Annotated in this window: 7 protein-coding genes and 1 tRNA gene; 4 read left to right on the forward strand and 4 right to left on the reverse strand. The window is 47.1% G+C overall.

Features of this window, described 5'->3' with window-relative positions:
- Window positions 1-240: 240 nt before the first annotated feature.
- Window positions 241-317 (reverse strand) — tRNA-Arg (locus HQN79_RS07875).
- Between the two features lie 294 nt (window positions 318-611).
- On the opposite strand from HQN79_RS07875, the gene HQN79_RS07880 reads away from it, so the two are divergent.
- Window positions 612-1,094 (forward strand): nucleoside deaminase, encoded by a 483-nt coding sequence (locus HQN79_RS07880; RefSeq protein WP_173285390.1) that lies wholly within the window; start codon window positions 612-614, stop codon window positions 1,092-1,094.
- A 474-nt stretch (window positions 1,095-1,568) separates the two neighbouring features.
- On the opposite strand, the gene HQN79_RS07885 is transcribed toward HQN79_RS07880, so the two are convergent.
- From HQN79_RS07885 to HQN79_RS07895, 3 genes are all read right to left on the reverse strand, one after another.
- A complete protein-coding gene (locus tag HQN79_RS07885; protein ID WP_173285391.1) occupies window positions 1,569-6,866 on the reverse strand; it encodes an immunoglobulin-like domain-containing protein in 5,298 nt (1,765 codons plus the stop codon).
- Window positions 6,867-7,178: 312 nt separating this feature from the next.
- Complete coding sequence (locus HQN79_RS07890) at window positions 7,179-10,478, reverse strand: beta strand repeat-containing protein (protein WP_173285392.1); 3,300 nt, start codon at window positions 10,476-10,478, stop codon at window positions 7,179-7,181.
- A complete protein-coding gene (locus tag HQN79_RS07895) occupies window positions 10,475-15,157 on the reverse strand; it encodes a cadherin-like domain-containing protein (protein WP_173285393.1) in 4,683 nt (1,560 codons plus the stop codon). The genes HQN79_RS07890 and HQN79_RS07895 overlap by 4 nt, the downstream gene beginning before the upstream one ends.
- 321 nt (window positions 15,158-15,478) lie before the next feature.
- On the opposite strand from HQN79_RS07895, the gene HQN79_RS07900 reads away from it, so the two are divergent.
- The 3 genes from HQN79_RS07900 to HQN79_RS07910 all read left to right on the forward strand — a co-directional run bounded on the left by HQN79_RS07900 (window position 15,479) and on the right by HQN79_RS07910 (window position 21,040).
- Entirely contained in the window at window positions 15,479-17,326 is a 1,848-nt protein-coding gene (locus tag HQN79_RS07900; RefSeq protein ID WP_173285394.1) for a TolC family outer membrane protein, read from the forward strand.
- A gap of 154 nt (window positions 17,327-17,480) precedes the next feature.
- Entirely contained in the window at window positions 17,481-19,622 is a 2,142-nt protein-coding gene (locus HQN79_RS07905; protein ID WP_173285395.1) for a type I secretion system permease/ATPase, read from the forward strand.
- Complete coding sequence (locus HQN79_RS07910; RefSeq protein ID WP_173285396.1) at window positions 19,619-21,040, forward strand: HlyD family type I secretion periplasmic adaptor subunit; 1,422 nt, start codon at window positions 19,619-19,621, stop codon at window positions 21,038-21,040. Before HQN79_RS07905 ends, HQN79_RS07910 begins: the two co-directional genes overlap by 4 nt.
- Window position 21,041 lies beyond the last annotated feature (1 nt).

Consider the following 21,041-nt stretch of genomic DNA (forward strand, 5'->3'; position numbering starts at 1 on the left):
CTGCTAATGAAGAAAAGTCGACCGTTAATCGACCATAAAAAGCTTAACTTTCGACTCGCTTCCCGTACTGACAACCGTCAGATATTCTCCCATCCTATCCTTTCACAACATCAGTTTAAAGGCGGCAACGGAAAAACTTTCCGGTAGGGATTCAAGCGACAGCTCATTACAAAAGAAGGTAAACAGGAATTAAAAGTGGTTCAGAAAAGAATATAGCAGCGCTTTAAAAACGAAGCGAAATGGCGCGCCCGAGAAGATTCGAACTCCCGGCCTTCCCCTCCGGAGGGGGACGCTCTATCCAGCTGAGCTACGGGCGCGAATAAAGAAGCCAGTATTATAAGGGTTTGCCGATTGGTTTAAAATTTTTTTCTCGGAAAAATAAAATCAACCGTGAGTTTCACTTAAACAACGGCAAATCAAGCGTACTATATATCCGTTGACAAAGCACTCCTTAAAAAGCTCAACGCGATACGATAACCTTTTAGTCGTACGCTACTTATCCAATCGTATCTCCTTCTTTACAATTAAAGCCGACAGTACATATTGGCAAAACCCGAATAAAAATGCGATAGTGCAAATACGTCAGTGAAACAATCAGCAATGGAATCAAAATGTGTCGAGATCACGATCATCATAAATGGATGCAGCAAGCGATCGATTTATCGCTTGAAAAAATGAATGCCGGATTTGGCGGCCCTTTTGGTGCCGTTATCGTCAAAGACAATAAAATTATTGCGCAAGGTTATAATCAGGTCACCTCACTAATGGATCCAACCGCACATGCCGAAATCACGGCTATCCGTAGCGCATGCCAAACATTAAATAGCTTTGACCTGTCCGGCTGTGAAATCTACACCAGTTGCGAGCCCTGCCCGATGTGTTTGAGCGCCATCTACTGGGCACGTCTCGACAAAATTTACTACGCCAATACGCGACAAGACGCGGCGAAAATCGGTTTTGACGATGAATACTTTTACAAAGAGGTGTGCTCTCCCATTGAACAGAGAAATATCCCTTGTATACAGATCGGTCATGAGCAAGGACTCGAAGCCTTTAAAGAATGGCAAAACAAACCGGACAAAGTTCTCTATTAAAAATAGCCTCAGTATCCTTCATAGTAAAAACCATATGGAGGCAAATACTAAATTCGCCTAACAAAAAAATTATTAGAATTTACCTGTAAATTATCTTTACTTTTAAAGGCCCGTGCATAATATAGTGATTTAAAAGGATCGCTTCCAAACGGAAATGATCCAAATAAAGCAATATATGGGTAAGCTGGCTACAAAGTTATTGAGGCACGAATTCAGCCTTAATTGATCGCCGAAAACAGTTTAATAATAACTGCTACGGCAATATCAAAACCGGGCTGAAAGTATCAAGATCAACCAAGATGGTTAAACCACACTGATCACACGATATTTTTTGTGCAAATTACAATAACGATACTCAACCGCCGCGCTATTATGCGCGGCTTTTTATTTCTCTGAAATGCTTTTCAACCGCCTATAAAAAAGCCCCGACATATGCCAGGGCCTATAACCTCATGATTGACTTGAGTCAGAGATTTATTTGCTCAGATCATCTTCCAATTCACTTTCGATAATCTCTTTCAGAGTTTCATCTGGTGCAGGAGCTTCAGCGACCCCTTCAGGAGCAGCTGTCGTACCTTCTGGAGCGACATCAGGAGACGTTCCTGTCTCACCGGCAAGCAGATCTTGACCTTCACTCTCAGCGCCTCCTTCAGCAGGCACTTCAGTTGCTACATCGACATCTCCTTCGCCTTCGGCTTGGACGAGGTCTTCCACCGAAACGCTTTCAACTCTGGCACTTGCTTGAGGTACCATCATGGCTTCGGTTCCGGCAATCGCTTCGAAATCGAATGACTCATCCATTGCCATCATGGCTGCATCTACACTGGAAATCACCTCGATATTAAGCGTCGATGTATCCGTATCTTGAGGCGCAGTATCGTTCACATCAACCACGCTATAGCTGATTTCAGGCACTGAACCGACATAGCCGGCTTCCGGTGTAAAGCTGTAGTTACCATCGGCTTCAACCGTTACCGTTCCGTAACCGGTCATTACCGCGGTATCGCCTGCATCATAAGTAGTGCCTTCGACCGTAAAGTCATTTACTTCATGGGTTTGATCACTATCATTATCAATGACATTGTCTAGCAGGTTACCTGTCAGAACCGTGCCCTCCTCAACAATTGCCGATTCGCCGACGTCTTCGAACATCGTATCGTCGTTATCTTCATTGACCTGATCAATACCTACCAGAATTGTGCCATTTGCACTATCGCCATCCTGATCCGTTCCGGTCGCATCGAAGCCCAGAGCAACATCACTTGGATACAGAGCACTGAAGCCGTCAACGACAATACCGAAGTTTTTACCGGTAACATTACCTGCGCCAGTATCGGCAATGACTCGAACGTAAGCGTAATTCTCATCACCGATAACAGTATAGGTGTAATCGGCAGCAACCAAGATACCAGCACCGTCAGTATCGATGGAAACATTCCCCAACGTATCTTCAATCCGAACATCAACATCGACCAGATTGCCGTCCAAATCATAGGCTTCAACCGTAAAGGTTGCACCTTTCAAATCACTGGCAATCGAAGGGCCACCCGGAATGATGAACGCAAAGTTATTGATAACACTTTCCGTCAAATCCGCTGGGGAAGAAACGGTGATGCCCAGATCATCGATAACCGTATTACTTGATCCGTTAAGTCCGGAATTTTCATAGAAATCGAACTGCAACCACTCACCGCTATTTAACGATTGACCGCTACCTGCACCAAACTCGTGTGAGTCAGTATTAACAGTTGTGCTCGCGCTGACGATAACATCGACTCCAGAACCGACAGGATCTGTGTCGGTGCTGCCCAAGTTAGTCAGACCGAAGTAATCGGCGTTACCACCGGAAACATCCTGGTTGTTTTCAAACGGTACATCATCATCCTGCACCACAAACAAACCATCTACCGCATAGAAGTCATAAGTACCGTCAGTTGAATCAATCGATAGTGTAAACACAACCATTCCGTCAGCAACCCCTTGAACCTCGGTCGCACTGACTTGATTCCACATCACCGGATCAAAGTCATTACCAAAGTAAAGAAGCTGACCATCTGCAGTTGTCACCTGACCACCGTCACTGTAGTTACTGATATCTAAGTTATACCCGTTTACAGCAGCTCGGTCTGCACCAGCCGAGAAGTTCAAAGATACGTCTGCAACCGTTTCGCCTGGTGTTACCACGGAAATTTCCGGCATGAAATCAATTGGCGTATCATCATTAATCGTCAGATCGAATGACGTTGTCGCCGGAGATCCATCGGAATCTTCCACCAAAACATCAATCGGAATCTGTAGATTCAACTCTTCCGTATCATCCGCCAGGTTCACATCGTGATGACGAACTGCCTGATAGAGTGAGACATCATAGTCGGCACCGGAGTTATCAATGTTATACAACTCCACAGTGAAGACCAGATAACCTTCATCACCGGGACTGGTACCCTCTTTATAACCAACCAAGGTATGACTTACTTCGTCCCAAGTGGTCAGAACACGGGAACCGTCCAGCGTCGTAATGCCGGTTGCGTTCAACTCGCTGGCGTAAGTTGTCGAAAGAGCAACGCTACCCAATGTATCGTTACCCAAGACGAAAGCCAATGAGCCCGTTGTATCAGGAACAATATCACCAACCCCACCTGGGTTACCGATAGTGCCAATATCATCTTCATCAACAGAAACTGTTTCAGCCGTAACGGACGGATTATCCGAATCATCCAATATGGTTGTCGTAACAGGACTGCCGATGGAAACATCCTCAAAGTTACCACCAAAGGCGTCCGAAATACTCACCATAAAATCTTCGGGATTTTCCGCATTCGGATCATCCAGCGTTTGTACGCTAAAGGTCACCTCGTCACCATTCCCGTCGGTTGGATAGGTATCACCGGCTTTGATGACAAAGTTCTGGGATTCGGTCACAAGATCGCCTGAATCTGTATCGATATGACTGCTCACCACTGTAACCGTCATATCTGTTTCCGGAGGATTATCAACGCTCAAATGATAGACGGCTGCTTCACCTTCTACCACAGAGGCAGGACCGGAAATACTCACAGTTGTTGTGTCAATTGAATCAACAATTAAGGTTGATGCGCTGGCGCCACTGTAATCAACGTTTTCGTAGTTACCGCCAGTCGTGCCGGTCACATTGACATCAATACTGTCGCTGTCCACATACACATCTTCGAACTCTGCTTCATCAATAGTAACGGAGGTACTACCGGAGAACTGGTTCGCCAGAATAGTAATACTTTCGCCGTTTGACAGATCAACCGTCATGTCGGTCTGCGGTGCGTTATCCACACTGGCAACGTAAGTGATCACACCACCGTCTTCAGTCAGTTGTGGCGTCGCCGTCAAACTGACCGTTGTGGTATCAATGGTATCGACAATCGCAGTCGAAGCACTGGCACCGCTGTAATCAACGTTTTCGTAGTTACCGCCAGTCGTGCCGGTCACATTGACATCAATACTGTCGCTGTCCACATACACATCTTCGAACTCTGCTTCATCAATAGTAACGGAGGTACTACCGGAGAACTGGTTCGCCAGAATAGTAATACTTTCGCCGTTTGACAGATCAACCGTCATGTCGGTCTGCGGTGCGTTATCCACACTGGCAACGTAAGTGATCACACCACCGTCTTCAGTCAGTTGTGGCGTCGCCGTCAAACTGACCGTTGTGGTATCAATGGTATCGACAATCGCAGTCGAAGCACTGGCAGCGCTGTAATCAACGTTTTCGTAGTTACCGCCAGTCGTGCCGGTCACATTGACATCAATACTGTCGCTGTCCACATACACATCTTCGAACTCTGACTCATCAATAGTAACGGAGGTACTGCCCGAGAACTGGTTCGCCAGAATGGTAATACTTTCGCCGTTTGACAGATCAACCGTCATGTCGGTCTGCGGTGCGTTATCCACGCTGGCGGTATACAGAATCACACCACCGTCTTCAGTAAGCTGTGGCGTCGCCGTCAAACTGACCGTTGTGGTATCAATGGTATCAACAATCGCAGTCGAAGCACTGGCGCCACTGTAATCAACGTTTTCGTAGTTACCGCCAGTCGTGCCGGTCACATTGACATCAATACTGTCGCTGTCCACATACACATCTTCGAACTCTGCTTCATCAATAGTAACGGAGGTACTACCGGAGAACTGGTTCGCCAGAATAGTAATACTTTCGCCGTTTGACAGATCAACCGTCATGTCGGTCTGCGGTGCGTTATCCACACTGGCAACGTAAGTGATCACACCACCGTCTTCAGTCAGTTGTGGCGTCGCCGTCAAACTGACCGTTGTGGTATCAATGGTATCGACAATTGCAGTCGAAGCACTGGCGCCACTGTAATCGACATTTTCGTAATTACCACCAGTCGCACCGGTCACAGTAACATCAATACTGTCACTGTCTTGATAAACATCCTCAAAATCCGATTCATTGACAGTAAACTGTGTACTACCAAAGTTTTGGCCCGCCAAAATAGTAATACTCTGACCATTGGACAGATCCACAGTCAAGTCCGTTTGAGGTGGGTTGTCCACCGCGGCAATATAGGTAATTACACCACCATCTTCAGTCAAGCTTTCTGTTGCCGCCAAACTGACGGTGGTCGTATCAATCGTATCAACGATAAAGGTTGATGCGGTTCCGTAAGTCGTATAGTCATACTCACCTGCGTCACCACCGGTTGCATTAGTGATTTTTACAATGATCTCGTCGCTGTCTTTATAAACATCTTCAAAGTCAGATTCTTCAACCATGGTTGAAACCGAACCTGAAGTTTCGCCTTCGGCAATCGTAACAGACAGGCCATTATCCAGTGTTACCTCTACATCGCTGCCTTGAGGCGCTTCATTAATGGTAACGGTATAAACGATTTCACCGCCGTCTTCGGTTAATTCCGGCGTGGCTTCAAGGCGTAAAACAGCGTTATCAGGAACAACGGTAATTCCAACTACCGCATCGGAATAGTTTCCATTACCATCGGTGATTTGATAAGAAAAAGAATCACTACCGTTGTAATCCTGATTCGGAGTATAGGTATAGGTACCGTTTCCGTTGTCCACAAGTGAACCGTTTTCAGGCTGTGTGACCGAAACGATTGTCAGGTCATCACCGTCAATATCGGTGTCGTTTGCCAACAAATCTTCAGAGGTAATTACAAGACTGGTATCTTCTTGTGTGATAAAGGCATCATCCGCAGCAACCGGAGGGTTCTGCAATAGATCCTCGCCTTCCGGAGAGATCAATGCATCCTGCTCAGCAAAAGGATCGGACTCGAATGCCAGAGGATCGGTTGTTTCAACCACACGTGCCACCTGAGGCACACCACCTTCGGCCTCATATTGAGCACCTTCGGCATCATCCAGACTGTAAATTTCAAGCGTCATGGCCCCGCCTGCTTCAGCGGCACCACCACCGGCAGCTGTTGCATCCAAAGCTTCTAACAAATCACCGCCTTCAGGGTTATCAATTGCTGCCAGCGTCTCTTCAAGAGAGCCCGGCTCAATCACATTGTCACCTTCGGAAGCAACCTGCTCTGACAAAATACTATCCGTCAAAGCCAGAGTCTGATTTGGGCCTATATCAACCTTTTGACCATTGGTCAGCATAAGCGTGACAGCACCATCCACCCCTGTCTGAATAACATCGCCTAAATTTAAAATATCAGCAACTTCCACTAATCTGGAATTACCATTCTGATCATAGACAAGTGCTGAGTTTTGTACGTTGATAATGGTTGCGACTTGAGTTGACATGGTGTCCTCCTACTCGGCCTGAAAAACGAATTTTATTCTTTCTGTGATTTAATTCTAATTAAGAGAAAACAGTATTTCATCGTACAAAAGTAGCAATTGCCTGTCATTTACTCCATTTCTTGATCGTAAATCATTTTTAGAATGAAACCCTTCTTCAGACTTTTATTTGACATCAATTTACGTTTTAGGAAGAACTTTGTAACCAGAAAACCCTTCGGATATGGCGTTTTTCCAACTGCTGTTATAAGGAGCAAAAAACAAAAAAGCCCCGCTTAAAACGGGGCTTTCTATCTCCAGTCTAACGTTTAATCATTAATTATTGTCTAGCTCGCTATCAATAATCTGTTTCATGGTTTCATCAGGCCCTTGAACTGCCTCGGAACCTGCAGGGTCAACTGCACCACCAGGAACGCCACCAGCCGAACTGTGATCAGGCACGCCATCAGGAATATTGGCATTGCCCGCACCGTTTTCGGAAGCTTCCTGAGCAAGGAGATCCTGACCACCTTCATCCGATCCTTCAGCAGGTGATTCAGAACCGAGGGCAACCTCTCCTTCTGTCTCAGTCTGAACAAGATCTTCAAACGAACCATCAAATTCCGTTCTTAATTCTGCGGAAAGCGTGGTAATTCCCGCTCCAGTTTCCAACATCGCGTAGTCGAACGATTCTTCAACCATCATGGCGGCAACAGGGGTTGCTACAACTTCGATATTGAGCGTTGAAGTATCGGTATCTTCAGGTGCGGTATCGTTTACATCCAGCACACTATAGGTAACTTCAGGAACAGCCCCTACGTAACCGGTCTCAGGTGTAAAGCTATAATCACCATTTCCATCTACAGTAAGGCTACCCACTCCGCTAATGACGGCTGTATCCCCTGCAGCGTAGGTTGTTGCATCACCATCGACTGTGAAGTCGGTTACCTGGTGAGTCTGATCAGCATCATTGTCAATAACATTCAATAACAGATTGCCGGACAGAACCGTATCTTGTTCGACAGAAGCCGATTCACTGACATCCTCAAACATTGAGTCATCGTTACCATCACTGACCTGATCAATACCAACCACAATAGTTCCGCTGGCACTGTCACCATCCATATCGGTTGCTGTCGCATCAAAGCTCAAAGCGACATCACTCGGATTAATTGAACTGAATCCGGAAATGACAACGCTAAAGTTTGTACCTGTGCTATTTCCGTCAACACCTGTAATAACAACATTAGCATAAGGTTCATCACCGACTACTTTGTAGTCATACCCTTCTATCGCTGTATAGGAACCATTTAGATTGGTTGCAACCGGAATACCGTTACTATCTACAACCGTAACAGCTACTGCATCGCCATTAGAGTCATAAGCGGTTACAGAGAATGTAGGCGTTGTATTACTCGCTGTATCTGAAACCGTGAAAGTGAAATTATTAATTTCGCTTTCCGTTGAACCAATTCGCGGATCGGTTTCACTACCACCATTCAATGTTGAATCGGAGTAGAACTCGAAATTAAGGAACTGGCCAGCATTTAACGAAGTATTACCTGTACCAAATTCTACCGAGTTAGTATTTACTGCCCCAGTACCAGTCACGACAACATCCGTATCGGTTCCGCCAAGATCGACAATACCGTAGTAGGTATCGTTACCCGCTTGCACCGGCTGATCATTAGTAAACGGAACATCGTCAGTTTGAACCAGGAACTGTCCATCAACGGCACTGAAGTTATAGGTACCGTCAGAATTAATGCTGAGAGTAAACACAGCCTGCTCATCCACTGTGCCGGCATCAACAACCCCTTGTACTTCAGTTGAAGAAACACTGTTCCATGTAATTTCTTTGAATTCAGGGCCGAAGAACAGCAGCTGTCCATCTGCATTGGTTACTTGCTGACCGTCCGCAACACTGATGCTATAACCATCCGCTCCAGCACCATCCGCACCTGCAGAGAAGTTCAGCGGAACATCTGTAACGCCATCGCCAGGGGCAACCGCAGAGATATCTGCCATAAAGTTGATTGGCGTATCATCATCAATGGTTAGGTCAAATGAAGTTGTTGCCTGCAATCCACCAGATGCATTGACGACTACATCAATTGGAAGAACAAGGTCATTCGCTTCGGTATCATCGGCACTGGCTGGTTCGTGATGCTGTAGCGGCTGATAAAGGGTGATCTCATAACTTGCCCCTGAATTATCCAATGAGGTCACTTCAACCTCAAAGACCAAGTAGTCAGGCAGTCCTTCATCACCGGACGGAGCACCATCTTTATAACCGATTAAGGTATTGCTGACTGGATCCCATAGGGTCAGCACAGCCGTACCGTCTACAGTGCTGAGTCCAGTTTGATTTAGGCCACCCACATTGGTTGAAAGCATAATACTATCTAGATTCTGGCCACCCAAATCATATGTCAATGTTCCGGAAATGACCGGGGTGGTTAGATCATCCACTCCGCCTGGATTACCAACAACGCTTGCAATATCATCCTCGTCAACAGAAATATCTGTTGCTAATGCATCGTTATCTAAAATGGTACCGGTTGCAGCTACACCGCCTACAGTGACGTCGTAGAACTCTGTACCTTCATAATCAGCATCTTCTTCAGCATAGGTGGTGATATCAAACTCGGTCACACCGGCTGGTACCGTAATGGTACCGTCGCCATTGTTTACAACACCGTTGGTGAACTGCAGATTACTCCAGTCTTCCGGCTCGGTGGTGTTGTCCGCAATGCTGAAACTGTAGGTTTCATCATTGATGCTTTCACCACTCATGGTGACGGTATGCGTCAAGGTACTGCCTTCCGGTTGAGTATCGGAAGTCACACTTTCAACTGTGATTTCGCTGGTATCGGTAATGGTACCGGTCGCCGCAACACCGCCTACCGTGACGTCGTAGAACTCGTCGCCTTCATAGTTCGGGTCGGTCGCAGCATCGGTGGTGATATCAAACTCGGTCACACCGGCAGGCACCGTAATGGTACCGTCGCCATTGTTTACAACACCGTTGGTGAACTGCAGATTACTCCAGTCTTCCGGCTCGGTGGTGTTGTCCGCAATGCTGAAACTGTAGGTTTCATCATTGATGCTTTCACCACTCATGGTGACTGTGTGAGTCAAGGTACTGCCTTCCGGTTGAGTATCGGAAGTCACACTTTCAACTGTGATTTCGCTGGTATCGGTAATGGTACCGGTCGCCGCAACACCGCCTACCGTGACGTCGTAGAACTCGTCGCCTTCATAGTTCGGGTCGGTCGCAGCATCGGTGGTGATATCAAACTCGGTCACACCGGCTGGTACCGTAATGGTACCGTCGCCATTGTTTACAACACCGTTGGTGAACTGCAGATTACTCCAGTCTTCCGGCTCGGTGGTGTTGTCCGCAATGCTGAAACTGTAGGTTTCATCATTGATGCTTTCACCACTCATGGTGACGGTATGCGTCAAGGTACTGCCTTCCGGTTGAGTATCGGAAGTCACACTTTCAACTGTGATTTCGCTGGTATCGGTAATGGTACCGGTCGCCGCAACACCGCCTACCGTGACGTCGTAGAACTCGTCGCCTTCATAGTTCGGGTCGGTCGCAGCATCGGTGGTGATATCAAACTCGGTCACACCGGCAGGCACCGTAATGGTACCGTCGCATTGTTTACAACACCGTTGGTGAACTGCAGATTACTCCAGTCTTCCGGCTCGGTGGTGTTGTCCGCAATGCTGAAACTGTAGGTTTCATCATTGATGCTTTCACCACTCATGGTGACGGTATGCGTCAAGGTACTGCCTTCCGGTTGAGTATCGGAAGTCACACTTTCAACTGTGATTTCGCTGGTATCGGTAATGGTACCGGTCGCCGCAACACCGCCTACCGTGACGTCGTAGAACTCGTCGCCTTCATAGTTCGGGTCGGTCGCAGCATCGGTGGTGATATCAAACTCGGTCACACCGGCAGGCACCGTAATGGTACCGTCGCCATTGTTTACAACACCGTTGGTGAACTGCAGATTACTCCAGTCTTCCGGCTCGGTGGTGTTGTCCGCAATGCTGAAACTGTAGGTTTCATCATTGATGCTTTCACCACTCATGGTGACTGTGTGAGTCAAGGTACTGCCTTCCGGTTGAGTATCGGAAGTCACACTTTCAACTGTGATTTCGCTGGTATCGGTAATGGTACCGGTCGCCGCAACACCGCCTACCGTGACGTCGTAGAACTCGTCGCCTTCATAGTTCGGGTCGGTCGCAGCATCGGTGGTGATATCAAACTCGGTCACACCGGCAGGCACCGTAATGGTACCGTCGCCATTGTTTACAACACCGTTGGTGAACTGCAGATTACTCCAGTCTTCCGGCTCGGTGGTGTTGTCCGCAATGCTGAAACTGTAGGTTTCATCATTGATGCTTTCACCACTCATGGTGACGGTATGCGTCAAGGTGCTGCCTTCCGGTTGAGTATCGGAAGTCACACTTTCAACTGTGATTTCGCTGGTATCGGTAATGGTACCGGTCGCCGCAACACCGCCTACCGTGACGTCGTAGAACTCGTCGCCTTCATAGTTCGGGTCGGTCGCAGCATCGGTGGTGATATCAAACTCGGTCACACCGGCAGGCACCGTAATGGTACCGTCGCCATTGTTTACAACACCGTTGGTGAACTGCAGATTACTCCAGTCTTCCGGCTCGGTGGTGTTGTCCGCAATGCTGAAACTGTAGGTTTCATCATTGATGCTTTCACCACTCATGGTGACGGTATGCGTCAAGGTGCTGCCTTCCGGTTGAGTATCGGAAGTCACACTTTCAACTGTGATTTCGCTGGTATCGGTAATGGTACCGGTCGCCGCAACACCGCCTACCGTGACGTCGTAGAACTCGTCGCCTTCATAGTTCGGGTCGGTCGCCGCATCCGTGGTGATATCAAACTCGGTCACACCGGCAGGCACCGTAATGGTACCGTCGCCATTGTTTACAACACCGTTGGTGAACTGCAGATTACTCCAGTCTTCCGGCTCGGTGGTGTTGTCCGCAATGCTGAAACTGTAGGTTTCATCATTAATGCTTTCACCACTCATGGTGACGGTATGCGTCAAGGTACTGCCTTCCGGTTGAGTATCGGAAGTCACACTTTCAACTGTGATTTCGCTGGTATCGGTAATGGTACCGGTCGCCGCAACACCGCCTACAGTGACGTCGTAGAACTCGTCGCCTTCATAGTTCGGGTCGGTCGCCGCATCCGTGGTGATATCAAACTCGGTCACACCGGCAGGCACCGTAATGGTACCGTCGCCATTGTTTACAACACCGTTGGTGAACTGCAGATTACTCCAGTCTTCCGGCTCGGTGGTGTTGTCCGCAATGCTGAAACTGTAGGTTTCATCATTGATGCTTTCACCACTCATGGTGACGGTATGCGTCAAGGTACTGCCTTCCGGTTGAGTATCGGAAGTCACACTTTCAACTGTGATTTCGCTGGTATCGGTAATGGTACCGGTCGCCGCAACACCGCCTACCGTGACGTCGTAGAACTCGTCGCCTTCATAGTTCGGGTCGGTCGCAGCATCGGTGGTGATATCAAACTCGGTCACACCGGCAGGCACCGTAATGGTACCGTCGCCATTGTTTACAACACCGTTGGTGAACTGCAGATTACTCCAGTCTTCCGGCTCGGTGGTGTTGTCCGCAATGCTGAAACTGTAGGTTTCATCATTGATGCTTTCACCACTCATGGTGACGGTATGCGTCAAGGTGCTGCCTTCCGGTTGAGTATCGGAAGTCACACTTTCAACTGTGATTTCGCTGGTATCGGTAATGGTACCGGTCGCCGCAACACCGCCTACCGTGACGTCGTAGAACTCGTCGCCTTCATAGTTCGGGTCGGTCGCCGCATCCGTGGTGATATCAAACTCGGTCACACCGGCAGGCACCGTAATGGTACCGTCGCCATTGTTTACAACACCGTTGGTGAACTGCAGATTACTCCAGTCTTCCGGCTCGGTGGTGTTGTCCGCAATGCTGAAACTGTAGGTTTCATCATTGATGCTTTCACCACTCATGGTGACGGTATGCGTCAAGGTACTGCCTTCCGGTTGAGTATCGGAAGTCACACTTTCAACTGTGATTTCGCTGGTATCGGTAATGGTACCGGTCGCCGCAACACCGCCTACCGTGACGTCGTAGAACTCGTCGCCTTCATAGTTCGGGTCGGTCGCAGCATCGGTGGTGATATCAAACTCGGTCACACCGGCAGGCACCGTAATGGTACCGTCGCCATTGTTTACAACACCGTTGGTGAACTGCAGATTACTCCAGTCTTCCGGCTCGGTGGTGTTGTCCGCAATGCTGAAACTGTAGGTTTCATCATTGATGCTTTCACCACTCATGGTGACGGTATGCGTCAAGGTGCTGCCTTCCGGTTGAGTATCGGAAGTCACACTTTCAACTGTGATTTCGCTGGTATCGGTAATGGTACCGGTCGCCGCAACACCGCCTACCGTGACGTCGTAGAACTCGTCGCCTTCATAGTTCGGGTCGGTCGCAGCATCGGTGGTGATATCAAACTCGGTCACACCGGCAGGCACCGTAATGGTACCGTCGCCATTGTTTACAACACCGTTGGTGAACTGCAGATTACTCCAGTCTTCCGGCTCGGTGGTGTTGTCCGCAATGCTGAAACTGTAGGTTTCATCATTGATGCTTTCACCACTCATGGTGACGGTATGCGTCAAGGTGCTGCCTTCCGGTTGAGTATCGGAAGTCACACTTTCAACTGTGATTTCGCTGGTATCGGTAATGGTACCGGTCGCCGCAACACCGCCTACCGTGACGTCGTAGAACTCGTCGCCTTCATAGTTCGGGTCGGTCGCAGCATCGGTGGTGATATCAAACTCGGTCACACCGGCTGGTACCGTAATGGTACCGTCGCCATTGTTTACAACACCGTTGGTGAACTGCAGATTACTCCAGTCTTCCGGCTCGGTGGTGTTGTCCGCAATGCTGAAACTGTAGGTTTCATCATTAATGCTTTCACCACTCATGGTGACTGTGTGAGTCAAGGTACTACCTTCCGGTTGAGTATCGGAAGTCACACTTTCAACTGTGATTTCACTGGTATCGGTTATGACCGTGTTAGCCGTATCATTAACACCGATAACAACCTCTTCGAGACTGCTGTTGTGGCTAACAGAGACGATCTGAGCAACCAGAGGCTCATCGCCCTCATAATTGCTATCGGTCAGGGCTTCAACAGGGAAAGAGGTACTTGAGCCACCGGTAATCACTACAGAATCAGGCAGTGTGCTGGTATCGGCCCCGCCGGATGCTTCACCCGACCATTCCAGATTAACGGTGACGGTTTCTCCTACTGGAACGACAACCGGATTGCCTTGGTCATCAACAAGGTGAACGGTGTAATTAACAATCTCACCTTCCGGAACAGATTCGCTATCGACAATAATTTGCGCATAAACGGTATCAACAACCGGGGTAACGACAATATTTCCCGTTGCAGTGTCATAGCCGCCATTGCCATCAGTAATTTGATAAGTAAAAGAGTCATCACCGTTATAGTCCGGATTCGGTGTATAGGTATAGGTTCCATCACCGTTATCAATAAGCGAACCATTATCAGGCTGAGTTACTGAAACGATGGTCAGACTATCGCCATCCGCATCGGAGTCATTAGACAGAAGGTCTTCGGAGGTAATCAAAAGACTGGTATCTTCAGGCGTTGTAAAAGCGTCATCAACAGCAACAGGAGGAACCTGCAATAGATCTTCACCTTCTGGTGAAATCAATGCATCTTGAGCGGCAAACTCGTCGGATTCAAATGCGAGTGGATCCGTAGTCTCTACAACACGAGCAACCTGAGGAACACCACCTTCTTCTTGGTATTGCGCGTCAGCAGCATCATCTAGGCTATAAATTTCCAGCGTCATAGCCCCGCCTGCATCAGCGGCTCCACCACCAGCAGCAGTCGCATCCAAGGCCTCTAACAGGTCGCCACCTTCAGGGTTGTCAATTGCCGCCAATGTCTCTTCCAGAGAATCAACTTCGATCGAGTTATCCTCAACGGCATTCACTTGCTCTGCCAAAAGGTTACTGCTCAGCGTTAAAACCTGATTCGGGCCAAGACTGACCTTCTGTCCTCCGGTAAGCATCAACGTTGCTGATCCGTCCTCACCTGTCTGGATAATGTCTCCCAGATGCAATACATCTGCGACTTCTACGAGTTTACTATTTCCGTTCTGATCAGTAACGATAACGGAATTCTCTGCTTGAATAATGGTTGCGACTTGAGTTGACATAATTACTCTCCTAACTCTGTCTGAGATTTATGCATGTATTTTTATTGTTATTTGATTGTAAATAACGAAAATCCGCATTTCATCGTACTAAAGTATTAATAAGACTCTATTTACACCATTTCTTGATCGTAATTTACTTTTGAAACAAAACTTCATTAAATCTTTATCGCACAGATGTTTGTACTTTTTTATTGGATATAATCCATAACTATATTAATAATATTTCTTATCGACTAATTAAAGTTGCACAATAGTTTTATACATTGACTTTCGCAAGAAAGTACAAAAAAAACATAATCACAAGAAAAAAGGATACTCATTATGACTACTCAGCCAGACCGTTCTTTTATTCGTAAAGGTTTAAAGTTCCTCGCTTTATCCGGAATGATCGTATCTATGCCATCACTGGCGGTTTCTCCAGCGCCTATGTCGCCAAACAACCTTAACGATACGATTCAGTACGCCATCGATAAAAACCCTGAAGTTCAAGCACAGTGGCATAACTTCCTAGCGTCACAACAGGATACCAACAGCGCTGAATCCGAGTATCGTCCAAACCTGGACTTCTTTGCCGATTATGCTTTTATGTACAAAAGCTATACTCAGAACGAGCGTTATGACGGTGCCAGCGCCAAGCTATCGCTGACACAAATGCTGTACGACGGACACCGCACTGAGAAAAACACGGAAAGCTTTAAAAATACCGAACTGGTTCGCTATTTTGAACTTCTAAGCTCGGTAGAAAACACCGCTCTGGATACTTATACCGCCTATCAAGATGTCTTGAGATACCGCAAACTGACTGAAATCGCTCAGCAAAACTACCAAAACCACCTGGATGTTTATAAAAAGATCGCTGCCGGTGTTGAGACAGGGGCTACGCGACGTGCAGACCTTGAACAAATCAGCGGTCGTCTGGCATTGGCCGAATCCAACCTACTTACTGAAAAAGCGAACCTGCATGACGTCAGCGCCCGCTTTTTGAGAATTGTCGGCAGCATCCCTTCGAAAGATCTGGCGAATGTCGATTTTGACGAGAACACGCTTCCAACCACATTTGACGATGTCATGAATAATGCCTATCAGCACAATGCCGCATTCCATGCCGCAATTCGCAATATTGATGCAAAACGCAGCAGCGTTGAGCGCGAAAGAGCCGGCTTTAAACCTCGCCTTGACTTGGTCGGCGAATACGGAGCCCAAACTTACGATCTAGAAGGTAATGATGACGCAACCCAAAACGGAAGACTGGCTTTGGAGTTCCGTTATAACATTTATAACGGTAAACGTACCGACTCCCAAGTTCAACGAGCTTTGGAAGAAGTCAGTAGAGCAACTTATTTGCGCGAAAAAGCCTGTGTCGATATGCGTCAAAACCTGCAAATTTCTTTTAATGATGTACGCAAGTTAAATGACCAGATGCCAATTCTGAACCAACACTTAGATGCATCCGATAAAGTTCGAGTAGCCTTCAAGGATCAATTCTCGATCGGCCAAAGAACCCTGCTGGATTTATTGGATACCGAAATTGAATATTTCCAGGCTGGACGAGCCTATGCCAATGCGGTTTACGACCGAAACATTTCCACCGCTAAAACTTTGGCGGAAATGGGTCTACTGCTCAGCACACTGAATATTGTCAAAGGCGAAATGCCAAGTCTTGCCGACCTTGGAGCCGAAGAAATCCCGGTCGATCCTGAAACGACTTGCCCGATTGCTCAAATTCCTGACTTGTACGGCGAAGTCGAGCACCCAGGCCCACTTGCAATGCCTAAGGCAACAAAATTCGAAGTTCCAGCAGCTGACGATGCAGATGGCAACACTTATCGTTTGACCGTAAACTTCAAATATAACTCTTCTATCATTGACCAGAGTTATGCCAATGATATTGCCGAATTGGCTCAGTTCATGAAAGATCACCCTGATACTAAGGTTGAAATTCAGGGGCATGCTTCACTGGAAGGACCTGACACCTATAACCAATGGCTATCGGAAAGACGAGCAGAAGCCGTTGCAACCGAACTGGTTAAAACGCATCAGATTGAAAAATCTCGAGTCAGCAGTGTCGGCTTCGGTGAAACGCAACCGATTATCAATGCGATGACACCTGAAGCCCATAAAGCCAACCGACGTGTTGAATCTAAAATCACTTTAATCGTCAAAGAGTAAAGGGTTTTTAAAATCGACTTAAAGCCACTAAAACATTCGTTTTAGTGGCTTTTCCTTTTTTATACCGACTATTTTTTGCCAAAAATAGCTTTTAACAAGCAAATGTCTATAAAATAGAGCGTAAAAAAATGGAAGATAAATACTGTAGCTTTATATGAGTACTGATCTGCAACAACACGACCCTCTGGCAAACTGCCTGCTACACTTGTGCCAGCTTCACGACAGACCAATCTCCAGAGAATCGTTATTGAACGGTTTGCCTCTGGAACAAGGTTTTCTGACTCCTTCAACTTTTGAAAGAGCTGCCAAAAGAGCCGGTTTAAGCAGTAAAGTACAATCACGTAAACTTCAGCAGATCAATCCTCATCTACTTCCTTGCATATTGCTATGCAAAAACCCGACCACCGGTGACAACGACGCCTGCATTCTGTATGGGTTCGACGATCACAACGCACAGGTCGCTTTTTCCGAATTACCTGACAGCACCGATTCGATTCCACTCGAAGAATTGGAAGAGCAATATATCGGACAGGTGATTTATGTTCGTCCCGAGTTCCTTTATCAGAACCAGTCATTGAAAATCGAAAAGCCATCATTGCATTGGTTTTGGGGCGTAATTCAGGAAAGCCGGGGACTGTACAAAGACATTATCCTCGCCTCGGTAATGATCAATTTATTTGCAATCGCCATGCCCCTTTTTGTCATGAATATTTATGACCGCGTAGTGCCGAACCATACAACGGAAACGCTATGGATTCTGGCGGCGGGAATTTTTATCGTCATCGTGACTGAATTGGTATTGAGATTGATGCGTAGCTGGTTTATCGATCTCGCAGCAACACGCACCGATGTAAAACTTTCCTCAACGATTATGGAGAGAATCCTGAATATGCAGCTGGCTAACCGCCCATACTCCTCTGGTTCCTTTATCTCCAATGTACAATCGTTTGAAGCCATTCGCAGCTTTATCGGCTCACTGACCGTCACCACACTGGTCGATCTGCCGTTTGTCCTGTTATTCACCTTAATTATTGCTTTGATTAACCCGATATTAATCATTCCAATCGTTATCTCGATTATTATCGTTTTAAGCTATGCCTTAAGTGCACAGCAGAAAATGCATGAACTCTCAATCGATTCCATGGAAGCCAGTGCAACCCGAAACGATACCCTTTACGAAGGGATCTCCAACATCGAAACGCTCAAAAGTTTTAATGCGCAAAGCCGCGTGCAGTCACGCTGGGAAAAAGCCACACTTTTTATTACCCGCAATACCGCAAAAATGCGTTTCCTTTCCGCGTCAATTACCAGCGGTGCCCAATGGATACAGCACCTTGCCGGTGTCAGTGTGATTATTCTTGGCGTTTACCTGATTATCGAGGGTGAAATCTCCCAAGGTGGACTGATCGCCGCCTATCTTTTAACATCCCGTGCTATGGCGCCAGTCAGCCAAACGGCGGCACTTTTATCTCAATACCATTTTGCCTCCACCTCTTATCAAGCGCTCGAAGAGATTATGAAACGGCAGGTTGAACGTCCAGCCGGTAAATCCTGGATCAGCCAAGGTAAACTGAGAGGCGAAATTGATTTCCAACAGATTGATTTCAAATACCCGAATGATGAACGTCATGTATTGAAAGGTGTAAACTTCAAGATTAAGGAAGGTGAACATGTCGCTATTCTTGGTCGCAATGGCTCCGGCAAGACAACTGTCGAGAAACTGCTTCTTGGATTGTATCAACCAGAAAACGGTAGCATCCTTATTGACGGTATCGACTTGCGTCAAATCGACCCTGCAGAATTAAGACGCAATATCGGCTACATCCCTCAAGACATTGTTTTATTTAATGGAACCCTTAAAGACAACCTGACCTTTGCTGCACCTTTAGCCAGCGATGAACAGATTCTGAATGTCAGTAAAATCACCGGTCTTGAGAGTTTAATCCGCTCTCACCCTGAAGGATTCAATATGCAGGTTGGCGAAAGAGGCCAGCAGCTATCCGGCGGACAGAAACAGATGGTGGCACTGGCCCGTGCATTGATCAACGACCCGCCGATATTGTTATTTGACGAACCGACGGCATCCTTGGACTTCTCTGCTGAGAATCAATTTAGCCGCAATTTAAAACAGATTATTAAGGGTAAAACCCTGATTACCATTACACACAGAACAAGTTTACTTAATTTAGTAGAACGCATTATCGTCTTTGATAAAGGCAGATTGGTTGCCGACGGTCCAAAAGATCAGGTACTTGAGGCGTTGAGACACGGACAAATTGGAAAAAATGCATCATGAGAATGGATAACTCCAAAACAGCCGAAGAAGCAGCATTCAACGAAGTCGGCTCTCTCAGCAATAAAATTGGCGGAAAAGGAAAACCGCTAATGGATCTGGCTATTCCAAGAACGAATAAAATTAATGCCAGTGACTGGGTTGTCGATGCCGAATGGGCGCGAATCCAACAGCAACCGATTCGTGCCAAACGTGTTCTCTATATGGTTGTAATCACGATTATCCTGCTCATCATTTGGGCAGCCAATGCCAGTCTGGATGAAATTACACGCGGTGTAGGCAAGGTCATCCCATCGCAAAAACTGCAAATGGTACAGTCATTGGATGGCGGTGTTATCAAGGAAATACTGGTCGCAGAGGGTCAACAGGTTAAAAAAGGCGATCTGCTGCTGAAAATTGACGCAACCCGCTCGCAGTCGAATTTTTTTGAAAATGAAGCGCAAAGTCTTGCGCTACAGGCTGAAATTATCCGTCTTCAGGCACTGACGGAAAATACTACTTTGGAATTCCCGGAATCATTGGTACAGGCCGCACCGGATATCATTGAACGGGAAAAACGTCTTTACCAGTCAAACCAGTCCGAGTTCAATGAACAAAACAAAATTTTACGCTCTCAACTCTATCAGCGCCAGCAAGCACTGCGTGAAGCCGCTGCGGCAGAGGCACAGCATGAACAAAGTATCGCCCTGCTCTCAAGAGAGCTGGCCGCAACCCGCCCATTGCTTAAATCCGGTGCCGTTTCCCAGGTAGAACTGCTACGTCTGGAAAGAGAACTCAACAGGATGCGCGGTGATTTAGCCAAAACGCAAGCTATTATCTCCCGTAACCGCGGCGCCATTAACGAAGCACGGAACAAAATCGCCGAACTTAAGATCACAACGGATAAACGTTGGCGCGAGCAACTCACCGAAGCTTCGACCAAACTCTCAAGTCTGGAACAAGTGGCAAAAGGGCTGAGAGACGTTGTCGCACAGACTGAAATCAGAGCACCAATTAATGGAACGGTTCAGCGTCTTCTGGCCAACACAATCGGAGGGGTTCTCAGTCCTGGACAAACCGCTTTAGAAATCATCCCAACGGACGATAACCTAATTATCGAAGCAAAAATTTCTCCTAAAGATATCGCCTTTATTCGAGTCGGTCAGGATGCAACCATTAAATTCAGCGCTTACGATTTCGCAATTTACGGAGGTATGGACGCGATCGTCATGCAGATCAGTCCGGACTCCATTACCGATGAAAAGAACGAGACCTACTACATGGTAAAATTGCGTAATAACAGTACGGATTTATCTGATAAACTAGAGATTATTCCAGGTATGACTGCACAAGTGGATATCATTACCGGCAAAAAAACTGTCCTTGAATATCTTTTCAAACCCATTTTACGCGCTTCTTCCGAAGCAATGAGAGAGAGATAAG

This window comes from Thiomicrorhabdus xiamenensis, from assembly GCF_013282625.1.
Taxonomy (GTDB): domain Bacteria; phylum Pseudomonadota; class Gammaproteobacteria; order Thiomicrospirales; family Thiomicrospiraceae; genus Thiomicrorhabdus; species Thiomicrorhabdus xiamenensis.